Raw genomic sequence first — 15,146 nt, forward strand, 5'->3', positions numbered from 1 at the left:
AAAATCGCAATTCTTGATGGATTGCGATTTTTATTTTGGCTTTTTACTGCCGTCTCCAGTTGAAAACGAAAAAAACCCGCTGTGAGGAACGCTTGAAGCCACGGTCTTCAAGCTCGATTTTGAACTTCGCAAGTTCGCGAATTTCAAAATGCGTCCTGTGCTGTAAGAACGAGAAGTACACTCGTTCTAACACCACGCCCACTGCGGGTTTTTCTCGTTTTCAACTTCCGACTGGATTTTACTTAAACTGATTTTTTCAATCGTTATACTGAGAAATAGTAAAAGGTAGTAAACAGATAAAAATCCATTTACTACCTTTTTTCTATATACACCGTAAACGTGTATCGAAATATAGCATTTTCCGCTAAAAACATGCAAGCTTAGCATGCTTCGTTACACTGTCTGCCTATTATTCTATATAAAATTATAACTAACACTTAGCAACTGAGCATGAGAAGTTTTGGCAGCAGTGCAGGTGGTGTTAAGGCTTTAGCCTTTACACCACGGAACGAGTTTTGAAATTCGCGTACTTTGCGAAGTTCAAAATCGAGATTGGAGACTGCGGCTCCAATCGGTTCCCAGTGCAGCCAAAGTTTCTCGTGCTCAGTTGCGGCAAACCCCCACTAGTTCGCACTATTTAAATCACGAACACGATATCCGATATAACCTAAAATTATCAAAATTAAGGCGATTATAATTTGCCACCAAAATGTACCGATATCCATACTATGAACAGGGACTTTTGTAATGTAACCAAATGGGGTTAATTTAGAAATCCACTTTGGTAGGTCGATCAATTTGCCGAAATACTCTACAAAAAGCGCAAATCCGGCGTATAGATAACTTGCTGAAGTTATTTTTGGTAACCAACCTACAATAAAGGCTGTTATTGCCAGCATTATTAAGACTGGTGAGATATATGCGTAAAATCCTTTTAAGAAGACTGACAATTCAATTGGGTGTTTCATTACTGAAGCACCGCCTAATTGCAGTCCCCACATACCGGCAAATAAGGCCATTAGACTGGTTAATATTCCTAGTATTAAGACACTGGTAAATAAATAATTACGGCTGACTGGTTTGGAGTGGATAAGTTCCAAATATCCTTTATTTTCGCCGGATTTTAGATAATTGATTATCTGCATTCCAGGGAATAATGCTAAGACTCCAAAGACGATCATTAATAATGATACAAATTGTTTAATAATTAAAATATTTGCTTTATTTATTTCTGAAGCGCCAACTAATTGTTTCATAGCGGGATTGGTTTTTAAAATGTCACCGATGGTATTGAAAATTGAACCATAGGTAAATCCTAGGATCAATAAACCGATTACCCAAACTATTATTGAGGTCCTGTGAAGTCTCCAAAACAAACTAAGGGGTCCTCTTAAAAAGACAGATGCTCTGGCACGTCCTGGTCTAGTGGCTATAATTCCGGATCCAATGTCACGATGGTTATTGATCCATAATGCTGCAATAGAAAGGATCAATGATAGTAACAACATTAGAAATACCGGTAACCAGTTGTTATCTTGATAAGTAGAGAATTTCTCTACCCAGCCGAATGGAACAAACCAAGTTGCTTTAGGATGGGAGACATCAGTTGTCATTCTAGCAATATACATTAATCCAAAAATGATATACGAAAGTATTGTTGCAGAACGAGAATTATCTACTAATTGAGCAAAGAAGGCGGCAATTGTTGCATACATAAATCCAGCGGCTCCTAGACCTAAGCCTAAAAGGAAATTACCATTGCTGTCTGTTCCGGGTAAATTTGCCACTTGTAAACCTAAACTATAAAATAGGCCAATAATAAAATTAATGAATAACAATTCAATAAGTGATGCTGACAAACTTGATAATTTACCCACGGAATGAGATTGAATAATTTCTAGTAATCCAGAATCTTCTTCACCGCGAGTATTTTTAATAATGATCGAAAAATTCATAATAGCGGCAACTATTGCCATGAAAACGGTCATTTCAGCGGCAAAGACATCGGCGGTAGTATAAGGACCGCTACCGGGTAATTTACCGAATAAAGAAACCATAGAAGGTGTTTTTAAAGTCTTTACGATTTCGTCTATTGATGCCTGTGTATCATAAATACCAGTAAATTTGGCTGCTATTGCTGCAAATAATACGATTAAAAGAACTGACCAGATTGTTAATTTTAACCAATCCCGTTTTAAACTAAAGCGAGTTAAGAACAATGTTTGATGAAAATTACGATTTTCCATTATAATTATCTCCCTTCATTTGAGTTGTAATATCTCATAAATAAGTCTTCCAAAGTTGGAGGAGTCGATTGTAGTGAGACTAATTCTTTACTAGACAAATAATTCATAACTGAACCCATTTGATCAGAATCAACTGAAAAAGTAGTTAGTCCATTAGCTTCTAATTTAACATTGTGGACACCTTTAAGATCTTTTAAGTCAGTTGTGGGTTTCATAGTTTGATATTGAATAACGGTTCTAGTTAAGTGACGTATATCTGATAATGAACCGGTTTCCACTATTTCCCCGTCACGAATGATTCCTATACGATCACACATTTTTTCAACTTCAGATAGAATGTGGCTTGATAATAAGACTGATTTGCCAGCTTCCTTTAATTCAAGAACGGATTTTTGAAAAATTTCTTCGTTCAAGGGATCAAGTCCAGAAGTAGGTTCATCAAAAATATAAAAATCAGCATCGGTAGAAAACGCTGCGACTAATGCAACTTTTTGACGATTACCTTTAGAATATGTTCTAGCTTTTTTAGTAGTATCTAATTGAAATCGCTTGATCATTTCATCTGTTTTAGCAGAATGTTTAGTATTTCCTAATTTTAAAAACAGATCAATGATTTCGCCACCGGTTAAATTAGGCCATAAGTAAATATCTCCAGGGACATAGGCTAATTTTTTATGGATAGAGACGGAATCTTTATATACATCTTTACCAAATAGAGTGGCAGTACCGCCTGATGCACGTAATATCCCCAGAAGTGTTCGGATAGTGGTAGATTTACCAGCACCATTTGGTCCGATAAATCCAAATACTTCGCCAGGATAAACATCAAAAGTGACGTTTTTTAAAGCTTGAAATTTCCCAAATTTCTTTTGTAGATGATCAATATGTAAGATAGCATTTTTTTCTTGATTCATTGTCATGATCCCCTTTACCTAAATTCAAATTTGAAAGCAATAAACTTGAATTTTTTATAATAAGATGAAATATTTTTATTGAATAGTTCATTTATCAAAGAGTATATTAGTTGTGCGGATAGGGAGTGTCAACCTTTAAAAATAGGCAAAGTGAACTATTTTTAAAGAAAAAAATGAATATCCTGATTTGATAATAAAAAAGATGAAATATCGTTAAAAATAATTTTTTGGAGAAAATGATGGCAACTAATAAAAAACGTAAAGAACAGAAAAAAGAGACGATTTTAAATGCGGCAACAAAAGTTTTTATCAGCAATGGATATAAAAAAACCTCCGTTGCTGAAATAGCAAAAGAGGCTGATTCTTCACAAGTAACGCTCTATAAATATTTTCCAAGTAAGATCGAATTGGCTAGAGAAGTCATGATCAAGATGATTATTGACGGGTATGCTGGTTACGATGAACAATTAGAAAAATCCAATCTTAGCTTTAAAGAAAAGGTTGAAGAGATTTTGAACTTTGGTAGTAATGAAGTTGAGCACGTGAATCCAGATTTTATGGGTTTTATGATTGATGAGTTTCAGGGTTCAAACGGCGATGATCGGGTTATGAAAGCTTATGACAAAGGAAAAGAAGGATTCTGGGGTAAAATTTTGAAACAGGGCCGTGCTGAAGGGGACATTAACGACAATATTCAAGACGAAGTTGTCATGATGTATGTTGATATGATTTTATCTTATTTTATGAATCCTGCAACTTCAAAGAAGACGAAAGATCTAGTTACTAAAAAGTATTCAAATGGTTTAGCACATGTTTTCTTCTACGGGATTATGGGAAGGTAATATCAATCTATAATCATCGAAAAAATCACTCTTTAATTTTCCAAATTCGTCAATTAAGGCGTGAAATTCTCCAGCTTCATCAGGTGAGTAGTCAAAATTCAATTCGACGATATTCTTCAGTTGCATATAGGTTGGTTTTTTATCAAAAGCATCTAGAGTTTTAAAAAGTTTCATACAATAATTGTCAGCTACAAAAGTGGAACGATGAAAGTAGTACAAAAGTAAGACATCAGCTGTTTCATTTCCGATTCCTTTTAAAGAAAGCAATTTTTTTCGCAGTGGTTGAGTGGATAATTTTTCCCAATCATTGAAATTATCGCGATATGCTGTAAGTAATGATTGCAAGTAGAGTGATTTGTTACGGAAAAATCCACTGGGGTCAACTACTCGTCACTAAAGTAACGAGCTTGTGAGAATATATAATCCTAGGATTACACACATCACAATTTACTTAGATACACCGTTGCCTAATCAATTTAAGGCTTACATGGTAATTACCAAAGTCTTTAGAGTCCGCAAGTTGCCGAACGGACTATATTTTTACTGAAGTTAACGGACTTATCTTATTACGCTATTGTTAGTAATCCTTTTGCCAATATATTCTTAGCGGCATTATGATCTCGTATATGGAAAGCGTCACAGTTTGGGCATGTCCATTTTCTATCTGAAAGAGTTAAATGTTCTTCATCTTTCATCAAATAGCCACAATCAGAACACGTTTGGGTCGTGTTATAAGGATTAACTTTTACAAAATTCTTGCCATATAGTTCAGCTTTATATTCAAGCTGTTGGATAAATGTTCCCCAACCAACATCTGAAATGCTCATAGCCAACGCATGGTTCTTCAACATGTTCTTACTTGATAAATCTTCCGCAACTACCAGATCGTGGTTCTTGATAAGTGTAGTTGAGAGACTATTTAGAAAGTTTGCACGTTGATTCATGACAGATTTTTGTAGTTTTGAAACTAATAAACGCTGCTTCTGATAATTAGAAGATTCGCGTAATTTTCGGTGTTCCTTCTTAGCTCTAATTTGACGTAAAGACAACTTACGTTGGGCTTTAGCTAATCTACCCTTAATACGACGATAATATCTTGGGTTACCAACGGTCTCACCATTAGAATCAGTAAGAAAGTTATCTGTATTCAAATCAATTCCAATCTTTTTATCAGTTTTAGATGGAATATCTACGAATGGTTCATCAGAAGCCAATTGCATGGAGATGTAGTAGTCACCAATAGAATCTTTGGAAACAGTGACAGTACCAATACGTATGTCTTGGTTACGTTGTAGTAAACGTTTTTGTGATCCAGATACACGAATAGCACCTATTAAAGACAATTTAATATGTTTATTATCAACGAATCTAATGTTCCCATTGAATACATTTGGTGATACTTTACTTGAATATCGATTAGGCAACTGGAAATTTCCATCATATTTTTTCTTATGGAAGTTAGGTGTTCCATGGTTGTGAATCTTTCGGAACATATTCCAGGAAGATTGATAAGATTTTTTAGAAGTATTAATCACATCAGTTCCAACTTTATTACTACCGAGCCAAGAATGTAATCCAAAGATGTATTTAGTGGATTTACGTTTTTTCAAATAAGCTATACGATCCTGAACTTGCTTAATAGGTAGTTTGCACTTGGACAGTATGTATAATTCCTTATCAATCGCAACCATCTCATTGTAAGCAAAACGTGAAGCATTGATATTGGTTTCAATAATTTGTTTTTGCTTAAAAGATGGATAACATTTCATCTTCAATCCATAGTGAAAAGGCAATTCAGACATTGTTTTGCTCATATATTCTCTCTCCTTTCATAAAGGTAGAAGTAGAATATCATTTCATACGAGAGAAAGATACATAAATGGCAAGATGGCAAATATAGAGAAAAAGAATCCTTAGAAGTGTGTTCCTCTACCTGACTAAAGTCAGGAGATTCCTACACGTGTTTTAATTGAATTAAAACCATCCCAACTAACATTTCTTCGGTACTTTGAGTAGGCCACCAATTTTGGCGACCTAGTTGTTGATGCAGTAGTTCAAATAATTTTCTGACTGTTATTTCTTTTTTCAAATTAGACCTCCACGATATTTCTATTATACATTTGAAAACAAACAACCCCAGTAATCTCAATTCGGATTACTGGGGTTGTGTCGTATTTTTTACTATTCAGATCTAAGAGCCGTAGCGGCATCTTTTTTAGCGGCCATACGGGCTGGGATATGTCCGCCAAGTACAGTAAGAATCGTACTTACTATGATAAGGATCAGGGCGTGAACTGGATTTAATTGAGCTACATTACTCAAATCAGTCATGCTCTTAAGTACGGCATTTATTGGGAAAGTTGCTAGCCAGGCAATTACTACACCGAGTACACCTGATGCGACACCTAGAATTGTAGTTTCAGCATCAAATACACGCGTAATATCTTTCTTTCTAGCACCTAAAGCCTTTAAAATACCTATTTCTTTCGTACGCTCTAAAACAGAAGTATAAGTAATGATAGAAATCATGATCATACTTGTTACTAGAGAAATTCCGGCAAAGGCAATTAGAACATACGTTATAGCGTCCATTAGACCACCAGTTAAGTTAGAAACTGATCCAGCTAAATCAGTGTAGATGATCTTGTTTGATTTACTCTTACCTTTATTATATTTATCGAGGTATTTCAATACTTTGTCTTTATTTTTAAATGTATTAGGGTAAATCATAATACTTGCGGGTGTTTTTGATCCGCCAAGGTAGCTAACTAGGCTAGTCTTAGTGGCAGAATCAACACTTTCACCCGTTATAACGTTGCTGCTGCTTGATTTTTGAGCAGTTACGATATCAGATGATTCATTTTTATTAATAATATTCTTTGTTAGTTGATCACTATAAGCGATACCTGAAGCTAAAATGTTTTCTGATGAACTAGATTTTACTCGTAAGATACCAGAAATCTTTAATTTAGTATTATCACTATTATTGTACATTGATGAATCGGCACTATTAGGTACAAAGTTACCAGTAGGTAGTTTTTGATAGTAATTATTATTTGAAACGACTTTGACCTCTGTGCCAACTAATTTATCGAAGTTAAGTTTCTGACCATCTTTGACGGAAAATCCTAAATTCTTTAGGGCATTAACGTTGGTAGAATTGTCTTTATCTACGATTAAAACAATGTCATTAGCACTTGTTGGCATTGATCCGGAAATAACTTTGTAGTGTTTCTTTAAGAAACTTTGACCATTTTTACCACTAGGATAAACTGATCCGCCAACTCCAGTTGATGTTGCCATAGCATCGGTCATTGAACTAGTCGAGCCGGCTTTGCTATCAGCATTTGAGAATTTTACGGTTTTTACTTTCCCATTTACTTCACGTAATAAATTCATACCAGTTGAGTAAGTGTAAGTAATAGTTTTACTCAATTTTGGATCAATATTATCAACATAGTTCATGTATTTTTTATTGATCTTATTTATATGAGTAGCTTTATCTGCTTCACTCATTTTTGCCGTAACTTTATTTGATTTAGAAGTTTTCTTCTCTTTAGTCGTTGTTGGGGCTGTCTGATTTGAAGCAACTTGTGAAATAGTAATTGGAAATTGTGCTAAAGTGTTGGATTGAGTTTTATCAATTTGAGTTTGGAACCCTGATGATAAGGCTAAAACAATCGCAATACTGATAATACCAATACTTGAAGCAAAAGCCGTCAAGAATGTTCGAGCTTTTTTTGTTTTGATATTTGTAAAAGAAAGTTTTAAAGCCGTCCAAAAAGTCATCTTAGTTTTCTTCAATGAAAATTGGTCATCATTTAAATCTTCATTGTAAGGATTGGAGTCGTGTTGAATTTTACCATCAGCAAATTCAATAATACGATTGGCATATTGTTTAGCTAGATCAGGGTTATGTGTAACCATAATAACTAAACGTTCTTTAGACAAGTCCTTGATGAGTTCCATAATTTGAACACTAGTTTCCGTATCTAAAGCGCCAGTTGGTTCATCACAGAGCAAGATTTCAGGGTCATTGGCGATAGCACGGGCAATCGCAACACGTTGCATTTGACCACCAGATAATTGGTTAGGCTTTTTATTCATATGTGGTCCTAAACCAACACGCTCTAAAGCTTTAACTGCTTTTTCGCGTTTTTCGTTATTGGAGACCCCACTTAAAGTCATCCCCATTTCCACATTGTCGAGAATACTTAAATGTCCAATAATATTATAACTTTGGAAAATAAATCCAACTGAATTGTTACGATATGCATCCCAATCGGATTCGGAAAAATCTTTAGTGGATTTTCCCTTGATGATCAAATCACCTGAATCATAAATATCAAGTCCACCGATACCGTTCAGCATTGTGGTCTTACCAGAACCACTAGGACCTAAAATAGCGACGAATTCTTTAGATCTAAACGATACCGAAACATCATCTAAAGCCTTGGTTACAGAATCACCGACATAGAAATACTTTTTTATATGTTTTAATTCCAGCATTTAATTAATCCTTTTATTTAATATTTGTAATGTTCAAAATTTAATTCTTTGTTAGAATATCATTATTGCAACACTATGTTTCATATAATAAGAATTTTATATTTATAACGCAATCATCAAATTAAGACAAATTGTCTTTAAATAGACATTTTTAGTAAAAGTGTTGAATATTTGGAGGATAGAATGGTAGGAATTAAAAATAATCGTCGGGCACGTTATACTAAGAAAATGATTCAAGAGACTGTTTTGGATCTATTAGAAGATAATCCTATAAACAATATAACGGTAACGGAAGTATGTAAAAAGGCTGATGTGAATCGTACGACTTTTTATCGTTATTACGAAGATATTTATCAGTGTGTCGATGATATTGAAATGGAATTTTTAGAATCTAATGAACCACCTGAAAAAATTCAACCGGTTTCTGCAATAGAAGGTTTATTGACAGCTTTTTATAATGAAAAAAAGTTGAGTAACTTAGTTTTTGTAGAGGGTAAAACGAGGTTGCTTGAAAAATTACAAGACGCAATGGATCAAAATGGTAAGGAGTTTATTAATCAATATCAGTCGGCATATTTAATGGCAGGGATGCAGAGTATTATGAAGATTTGGGTTAAAAATGGGATGAAGGAAACACCTCATGAGTTAACGAAAATAATAATTAAAATAGTTTTTGCCGATAATTTACAGCCAATGCGTAAATTTCTGACAAGTGGTTCAAAAGAATAATCTGAATACGTTTTCTAAGTTTAATCCTTTATGAGATAAAAAAATTTGTGTTATGGTATTATTCGTGCGCAAAATTTCAAATAGGGGGGAAACATATGCAAGAGCTTTTATTCGTTATGGGATCATTGGGGATCTTGTTGTTAGAAAAATATGTTTTAGCCAATAATTCAAGTTTTTGGATCGGAGCGATCGTACCGATAATTTCTATTGTATTTATTGTCTGGTTACTGGCAACTGACCGTTTGCAATTAGACTTTTTGGATATTTTAGTTTCTTCAGTTTACATTTCATTGAGCTTTATTTTCTGGGGACAAGGTCAAGACTTGTACCATCGAAGAACTGTTAAAAAAATCAATAAGAGAATTTACGAGTAATAATCCAATTATTTGAATATTGATCGTGTAGGCAAGATAATGGTGGCAGATTTAGGAAGTAATTCTTAAATCACAATAGGAAAAGAAGTAAGCAAAATGAAAGCTGAAAAAAGAGATCGTATGTATTTAATGCTACCCGCAATATTTATAATTTTAGGTATTCTAGCGGCATATGTTTCTAAGACATTAGCTATCATTAGTTTTATCGTTGCGGTAATATCTTGCATCGCATTTTTCTTAAACATTATCGTTGAGCATTTTGAATATAAACATAAAGCAAATTAATTTTTAAGGTATACTCTTTTTGAGTATATCTTTTTTTGTGAGGAGAATAGTATGCTAAAAAAATTGGAATTGATGTTATATGTAGAGGATGTTTCTTTAATCGGAGATTTCTTTGAAAAAGCATTGGACGCTAAGATAATTAAGAAAACTGAAATGGTTGATAATAGTATTTCACTGAAGTTATCCTTGCTAGATCAAGTTGAGATCAATTTATATACTGTTGAATTTGTTAAAAAATATTCGCCGATGGTTTCTTTGGAGATGCCGTCCTTAATGTTTATCGTTGATGATATCGAAGCGATTCATGAACAAGTTAAAAAATATGCCAAAGATATCAGCACTATTTCTACTCAGGGAGAGCAAAAAGTTTTTAGTTTCGCTGATCCTGAGGGACATTATTTTGCAGTTGGAAATTAAAGTATAAAAAAGTGTAACGAAACATGCTCAGCTCTAAGTGGAAAAAGCTATGTTTCGTTACACTTTTTTTTAATTTATTTTTTATTCATCTTATAATCAGCGTCGTAGTATTTACCGTTACGAATATCATCAGTCATACCTTCATATGGTGCTTGGTTGATGACATCATCATTGTTTTGACCGGCTTCACCAATATAAGTTATGTTAGCAAATTCTGGAACGACTAACTTGGGATAGGTTTCGTATTTTTCTCGTGATTCCTCCATCAATGGGATGAAATCATTTTGAAATTTTACAGTGATCTCAGGATGTTCTTCGACCCATTTTGGAAAGAAGATAGTTCCATGTAATTTTTTCTCATTGGGCATGAAATCAAGTGCAACATCAGTACCGGTTGGTTCAGTCCAAGAGATCTTGTAAATGCCTTGTGTCAGCATTACGATATTTGCCTCTTGATCTTTGACCCAACGTCCAGCGACCATTCCACCGTGAATACGATAGTCTACGGTATGGTCGTTTTTTGCATACCATTCATATTCCCAGCCATTATCGTAAGTATATATGAAATGTGTTCCTAAAAAATCATCTAAAGTTTTAAAAGTTTTTTCTGTCATTTTATTGTCTCCATGAAGTTATTATATACATGTAATTAATTACATGTTTTTGATTACTTGATTAATGTATACTCATATTAATAGACTGTCAAGGAGAAGATTAAAAATGGCACAAAAAAATAGGCTCCAATATATAATATTGGGCCTTTTGAATATTGAATCAAAAACAGGATATGATTTAACTAAAGCCTTTGATTCAGACATTGGGGAGTTTTGGTCAGCTAATCATAGTCAAATATATCCACTTTTAAAAAAAATGGAAGAAAATGAACTAGTATCTCATCACGAAGTGCAAATTGGACAAAAGTTGATCAAAAAAAGTTATGATATTACGCCCAATGGTAAAAAGATATTTTTAGAATGGCTGAAAGAAGCTCCAGAAATGGATAATAATCATGATGAATTCGTTTTGAAATTGTATTTCATTAATAATAAAAATAGTGATCTGCTTAAAACAATGGTTTCGGAGCAAATTGAATTTAGAGAAAACAAATTGAATCACCTTACAAATCAAATGAAGGATAAATTTCCTAACGCGACTAAAAGAAAAGCTCAATATGGACATTTTTGTGTGTTGAAACATGCCATTTCAAGGGAAAAAAATTATTTGAACTGGCTGAAGGAAATTTAAAGGATAGGTGATAACAATCTGGAGAAGCGCTGTTTAAAGTGTAACCATTTTCCTTGGCTTTTAATTACTTCTGGAGTTATCAAGAGGCTATCTTTCATATCTTGCTCAAAAGCACGGGCAACTTTATGAGATATTTTAGAATCGTAGATAAAAGCGTTGGCTTCAAAGTTTAATGAATAACTTCTGAAATCCTGATTCATTGATCCAACTGAGCAGATCTTTTCATCAAAGACACTAGCTTTAGCATGCATAAAGCCTTTTTGATAACTATAAATTTTAATGCCATAACTAGTTAACAAATTGGCATAGTATTGGGTTGCACGATATATGAATGGATGATCGGGCATGCAAGGTATCATGATCCTAACATCGACGCCAGATCTTGCAGCAATCGTTAGAGCGGTGAACATTGGATCATCTGGTACTAAATAAGGTGACTGGATCCAGACACTTTTTTTAGCACTGATTATCATATCAATAAAGCCATCTTTTAAAATTTCGGAACGGCTATCGGGACCGTCAGTTACAATTTGAATGGGAATATTATCATTATTATCGAAACGATCAGATGGGAAGTATTTTTCGGAAAAGGCTAATGCCTCTTCACTTCTTTCGATCGAAGCATTCCAATCTTGGAAGAAACGTTCTTGTAATAGTAAACTGGCAACACCTTTTATCCGAACGTGAGTGTCACGCCAATATCCAAATTTCTCGGTAACATTAACGTATTGATCACCAACATTGAAACCACCAGTCCAGCCGACACAACCGTCGATTACGACAATTTTTCTATGTAAATGGTAGTTTAATCGAGTTTTAGCGATAACATTTTTTGATGTTATGAATTGTAAAACCTCACCGCCGGCTTCTTGGAAGTCTTTGAACCATTTTTTGCGAGTACCGTTTGATCCCCATGGATCGTACAATAATCTAACTTCCAAACCTTCTTTAGCTTTTTGAGTTAAAAGTTTAAGGAATTCTTCTCCAATATCACTTTTAATAAAGGCATAATACTCAACGTGAACTGTTTCTTTAGCGTTACGGATATCTTCAAACATTTTTGCAAATTTTTCTTTACCATCAAAATATAGTTCAACATTATTATGACGCGTTAAAGGAGTCTCTTCAGTCTCGTTAAAAAATTTAATTATGTGTTCAGCATAACGAGTTTGATCTGATCTATTAGTTATTGCCTCAGTTGATTGGTTTTTAATAGCAAGCTGTCGTTTACGTTCAGTCAATTCCATCAATTTCAGTTGATCCAGACCAACATGCTTTTGGTTACTAATACTGAAAATCTTTTCTTGGGCGATTCCACGTCCAAAGAAGGCATAAATTAGGAAACCTATGATTGGCAAAAGTGTCAAAACAAGTATCCATGCCCAAGTTGTAACGATATTTCTGGGTCTATGAAAAACGGTGATAAGTGCAGAAATAGTATTTAGCAATAAGATAAGTAATATTAGCCAAATAATCCATACATCAATCATTATTAATCCCCTCCATAATCATAGTAAAAAGTTTACTTCAAATTATGCTGAAAATCTAACTTTGAGAGACACTTTCTGAAATAAATATGGAGAAAATAAAAAAATCGACCCGGTTGAACGGATCGATTTTTTTATTCACGATTATTTCCAAATATAAGGATCAATCTCAATAATTGTAAAGCAGTTGAAATTGCAGCAGCAACGTAAGTTAAGGCGGCGGCAACTAAAACTTGTTTTACCATAGGGATTTCTTCACTAGTTAATAAATCACCAGAATCTAAAATATTAACAGCTCTTCTTGAAGCATTGAATTCGACTGGTAAGGTTACAACTTGAAATAAAACGACCAGAGCAAATAACCAAATACCAATTGTAATAAGGAAATGATTCATCCCCAAAACCATCCCCAAGATAATTATAGGAAATGAAGCATTTGAACCCAGATTTACAGCAGGTACGATCGCAGAACGAACTCTCATGGGCATATAATTTTTTTGATCCTGAATCGCATGTCCGCATTCGTGAGCAGCCACACCGATGGCAGCAACCGACGTAGAATCGTAAGTTGATTCTGATAAATTGAGCGTTTTATCACCGGGATTATAATTATCGGTTAAATTTCCCTGAACTTGTTTAATTTGAATATTGCTTAATCCCGCTTTATCCAAAATGAATCTAGCAGCCTCTTTAGCAGTGACACCACGTTGGCTAGGGTATTGGTCATATTTGTTAAAGTTGTGTTTAACATACCAAGATGCCCATAAACTAATTACTAGACCAATGATAATAAGAATAAAGGTAGGATCAAATAATCCGTATCCATATCCAATCATATTATAAATTAACTCCTCTTTAATTCCTGTTTATTCATATTATACTCATTTAATGTGAATTTTTTGAGAATAATGTCATCTAGTCGATTAAAGTGAATCGTATTTAATTCCAATTGTTCATCAATAAAAATAAATAGTCGGTTGGCGATTTCATTTTTTTGAGCATCCGATATGTCTCCTAGAAGCATTTGCAACTTGGCAGTTTTCTTAATTAAATTTACTGAAGTAAAACTTATTAAGGCTTTAATTTTATTATCTTTTTTATCTTTCAAAAACCAAATAACACTCTTATTACGCATGATTTCTTTAGCAGCATTACTGATATATTCGGTAGTTCTTGGAATATCCTCATCAATAAATTCACTAACTTCTTTTAATTTGAAATGGGTCGGAAACTCCCAAATAAAACTATTGGTAATAAATGGTCGATATGATTTCAGTTTTATCACAGTAATGAACTCTTTTCCTTACAGTTTAGTATATATGAATCCGTTTACCATTTTTAGGATACCAGAATCATCATGCAATAACGAGTGTTCCGCATTAGAACCGTTGACAGGATAGTCAATATATTGTTTGATTCTCGGTTTGAGAATATATGCGATCGATTTTACAGAAGTCACGGAAATATATTTATCACTGTTTGAGAAATCTTCAACATTACCATAAATATTCAATACTTTTAAATCCTTTGAAATACTATTTCTGCCCATAAAAATCCTAAAATAAGTGGGACTCATAAAAGCAGGTCTACCGTCTGCCTTGATCCGGTTAACGTTTGGAAGATCTCCTAGTCCAATAACACCATTAAAAGGACCGGCAATTAAAACTAGTTTTTTTAATTTGGGAATATAGGGGTGCAGTCTTTCTTTTAAATTGACTAAAACTAATGCCACAGCACCTAAAGAATGACCAACTGCATCATAAGTATCAAAATTATGTTTAGTACGCAGATCAAATAGAAGTTTTGATAGCCAATAAGAAATTTGATTGCTACCAACCCATTTATTTTGAAAAACTACTTGTATTATTGGGTGAAGGTCGTTGGTCCAAGTGCCTTCATATGTGATTTTTCCACGCCAATTGATAGTAGCTTTTAAATAATCTTTATTTTTTTTATTATTAAATTTCAATGCGGAATGGATCATTTTTTCCGTTGTAAAATCCCCACCGCGAAAGCCGTGGATGTAAAAAACCGGCCATTGCTTATTTTCCATATATTCACCCCAACAATCTAATATTATATAATGAATCTTGATAAA

Annotated in this window: 17 protein-coding genes; 6 read left to right on the forward strand and 11 right to left on the reverse strand. The window is 33.8% G+C overall.

Going from position 1 to position 15,146, the window contains the following annotated elements:
- Positions 1-623: 623 nt before the first annotated feature.
- Both EKM77_RS04930 and EKM77_RS04935 read right to left on the reverse strand, forming a co-directional pair.
- Positions 624-2,246 (reverse strand): ABC transporter permease, encoded by a 1,623-nt coding sequence (locus EKM77_RS04930; RefSeq protein ID WP_125592942.1) that lies wholly within the window; start codon positions 2,244-2,246, stop codon positions 624-626.
- A 5-nt stretch (positions 2,247-2,251) separates the two neighbouring features.
- Positions 2,252-3,160 (reverse strand): ABC transporter ATP-binding protein, encoded by a 909-nt coding sequence (locus tag EKM77_RS04935; protein WP_377729406.1) that lies wholly within the window; start codon positions 3,158-3,160, stop codon positions 2,252-2,254.
- 239 nt (positions 3,161-3,399) lie between these two features.
- Between EKM77_RS04935 and EKM77_RS04940 the strand changes: the two genes are divergently transcribed.
- The gene (locus EKM77_RS04940) at positions 3,400-4,002 is read left to right on the forward strand and encodes a TetR/AcrR family transcriptional regulator (RefSeq protein WP_164507717.1); all 603 of its coding nucleotides are present in this window, start codon (positions 3,400-3,402) and stop codon (positions 4,000-4,002) included.
- On the opposite strand, the gene EKM77_RS04945 is transcribed toward EKM77_RS04940, so the two are convergent.
- The 4 genes from EKM77_RS04945 to EKM77_RS04960 form a co-directional block, all read right to left on the reverse strand.
- Positions 3,964-4,347: a hypothetical protein gene (locus EKM77_RS04945; RefSeq protein ID WP_125592945.1), complete on the reverse strand. Its 384-nt coding sequence runs from the start codon at positions 4,345-4,347 to the stop codon at positions 3,964-3,966. The two genes, EKM77_RS04940 and EKM77_RS04945, sit on opposite strands and share 39 nt — an antisense overlap.
- Positions 4,348-4,568: 221 nt before the next feature.
- Positions 4,569-5,816 (reverse strand): RNA-guided endonuclease InsQ/TnpB family protein, encoded by a 1,248-nt coding sequence (locus EKM77_RS04950; protein WP_125592946.1) that lies wholly within the window; start codon positions 5,814-5,816, stop codon positions 4,569-4,571.
- A gap of 140 nt (positions 5,817-5,956) precedes the next feature.
- Entirely contained in the window at positions 5,957-6,091 is a 135-nt protein-coding gene (locus tag EKM77_RS11140) for a hypothetical protein (protein WP_263852893.1), read from the reverse strand.
- 92 nt (positions 6,092-6,183) lie between these two features.
- The gene (locus EKM77_RS04960; protein WP_125592947.1) at positions 6,184-8,511 is read right to left on the reverse strand and encodes an ABC transporter ATP-binding protein/permease; all 2,328 of its coding nucleotides are present in this window, start codon (positions 8,509-8,511) and stop codon (positions 6,184-6,186) included.
- Positions 8,512-8,694: 183 nt separating this feature from the next.
- Between EKM77_RS04960 and EKM77_RS04965 the strand changes: the two genes are divergently transcribed.
- The 4 genes from EKM77_RS04965 to EKM77_RS04980 all read left to right on the forward strand — a co-directional run bounded on the left by EKM77_RS04965 (position 8,695) and on the right by EKM77_RS04980 (position 10,316).
- Positions 8,695-9,240 (forward strand): TetR/AcrR family transcriptional regulator, encoded by a 546-nt coding sequence (locus EKM77_RS04965; protein ID WP_125592948.1) that lies wholly within the window; start codon positions 8,695-8,697, stop codon positions 9,238-9,240.
- Between the two features lie 95 nt (positions 9,241-9,335).
- Positions 9,336-9,614, forward strand: a complete 279-nt coding sequence (locus tag EKM77_RS04970) for a hypothetical protein (protein WP_125592949.1) — start codon at positions 9,336-9,338, stop codon at positions 9,612-9,614.
- A 96-nt stretch (positions 9,615-9,710) separates the two neighbouring features.
- Positions 9,711-9,899: a hypothetical protein gene (locus tag EKM77_RS04975; RefSeq protein WP_125592950.1), complete on the forward strand. Its 189-nt coding sequence runs from the start codon at positions 9,711-9,713 to the stop codon at positions 9,897-9,899.
- Positions 9,900-9,950: 51 nt separating this feature from the next.
- Entirely contained in the window at positions 9,951-10,316 is a 366-nt protein-coding gene (locus EKM77_RS04980) for a VOC family protein (protein ID WP_125592951.1), read from the forward strand.
- Positions 10,317-10,390: 74 nt separating this feature from the next.
- Here the strand turns inward: EKM77_RS04980 and EKM77_RS04985 are convergent, their stop codons facing one another.
- Entirely contained in the window at positions 10,391-10,930 is a 540-nt protein-coding gene (locus tag EKM77_RS04985; RefSeq protein WP_125592952.1) for a phenolic acid decarboxylase, read from the reverse strand.
- A gap of 106 nt (positions 10,931-11,036) precedes the next feature.
- Between EKM77_RS04985 and EKM77_RS04990 the strand changes: the two genes are divergently transcribed.
- Complete coding sequence (locus tag EKM77_RS04990; protein WP_125592953.1) at positions 11,037-11,561, forward strand: PadR family transcriptional regulator; 525 nt, start codon at positions 11,037-11,039, stop codon at positions 11,559-11,561.
- Here the strand turns inward: EKM77_RS04990 and cls are convergent.
- The 4 genes from cls to EKM77_RS05010 form a co-directional block, all read right to left on the reverse strand.
- Positions 11,558-13,051 (reverse strand): cardiolipin synthase, encoded by a 1,494-nt coding sequence (gene cls, locus EKM77_RS04995; RefSeq protein ID WP_125592954.1) that lies wholly within the window; start codon positions 13,049-13,051, stop codon positions 11,558-11,560. The genes EKM77_RS04990 and cls overlap by 4 nt on opposite strands.
- A 131-nt stretch (positions 13,052-13,182) precedes the next feature.
- Positions 13,183-13,884 carry a zinc metallopeptidase gene (locus EKM77_RS05000; RefSeq protein ID WP_125592955.1) on the reverse strand — a complete coding sequence of 234 codons (702 nt, stop codon included), beginning with the start codon at positions 13,882-13,884 and terminating at the stop codon, positions 13,183-13,185.
- 8 nt (positions 13,885-13,892) lie between these two features.
- Positions 13,893-14,333 (reverse strand): hypothetical protein, encoded by a 441-nt coding sequence (locus tag EKM77_RS05005; protein WP_125592956.1) that lies wholly within the window; start codon positions 14,331-14,333, stop codon positions 13,893-13,895.
- A gap of 18 nt (positions 14,334-14,351) precedes the next feature.
- Positions 14,352-15,101 carry an alpha/beta hydrolase gene (locus tag EKM77_RS05010; RefSeq protein WP_125592957.1) on the reverse strand — a complete coding sequence of 250 codons (750 nt, stop codon included), beginning with the start codon at positions 15,099-15,101 and terminating at the stop codon, positions 14,352-14,354.
- Positions 15,102-15,146: the final 45 nt, after the last annotated feature.

It is taken from the genome of Companilactobacillus baiquanensis (assembly GCF_003946605.1).
Taxonomy (GTDB): Bacteria; Bacillota; Bacilli; order Lactobacillales; family Lactobacillaceae; genus Companilactobacillus; species Companilactobacillus baiquanensis.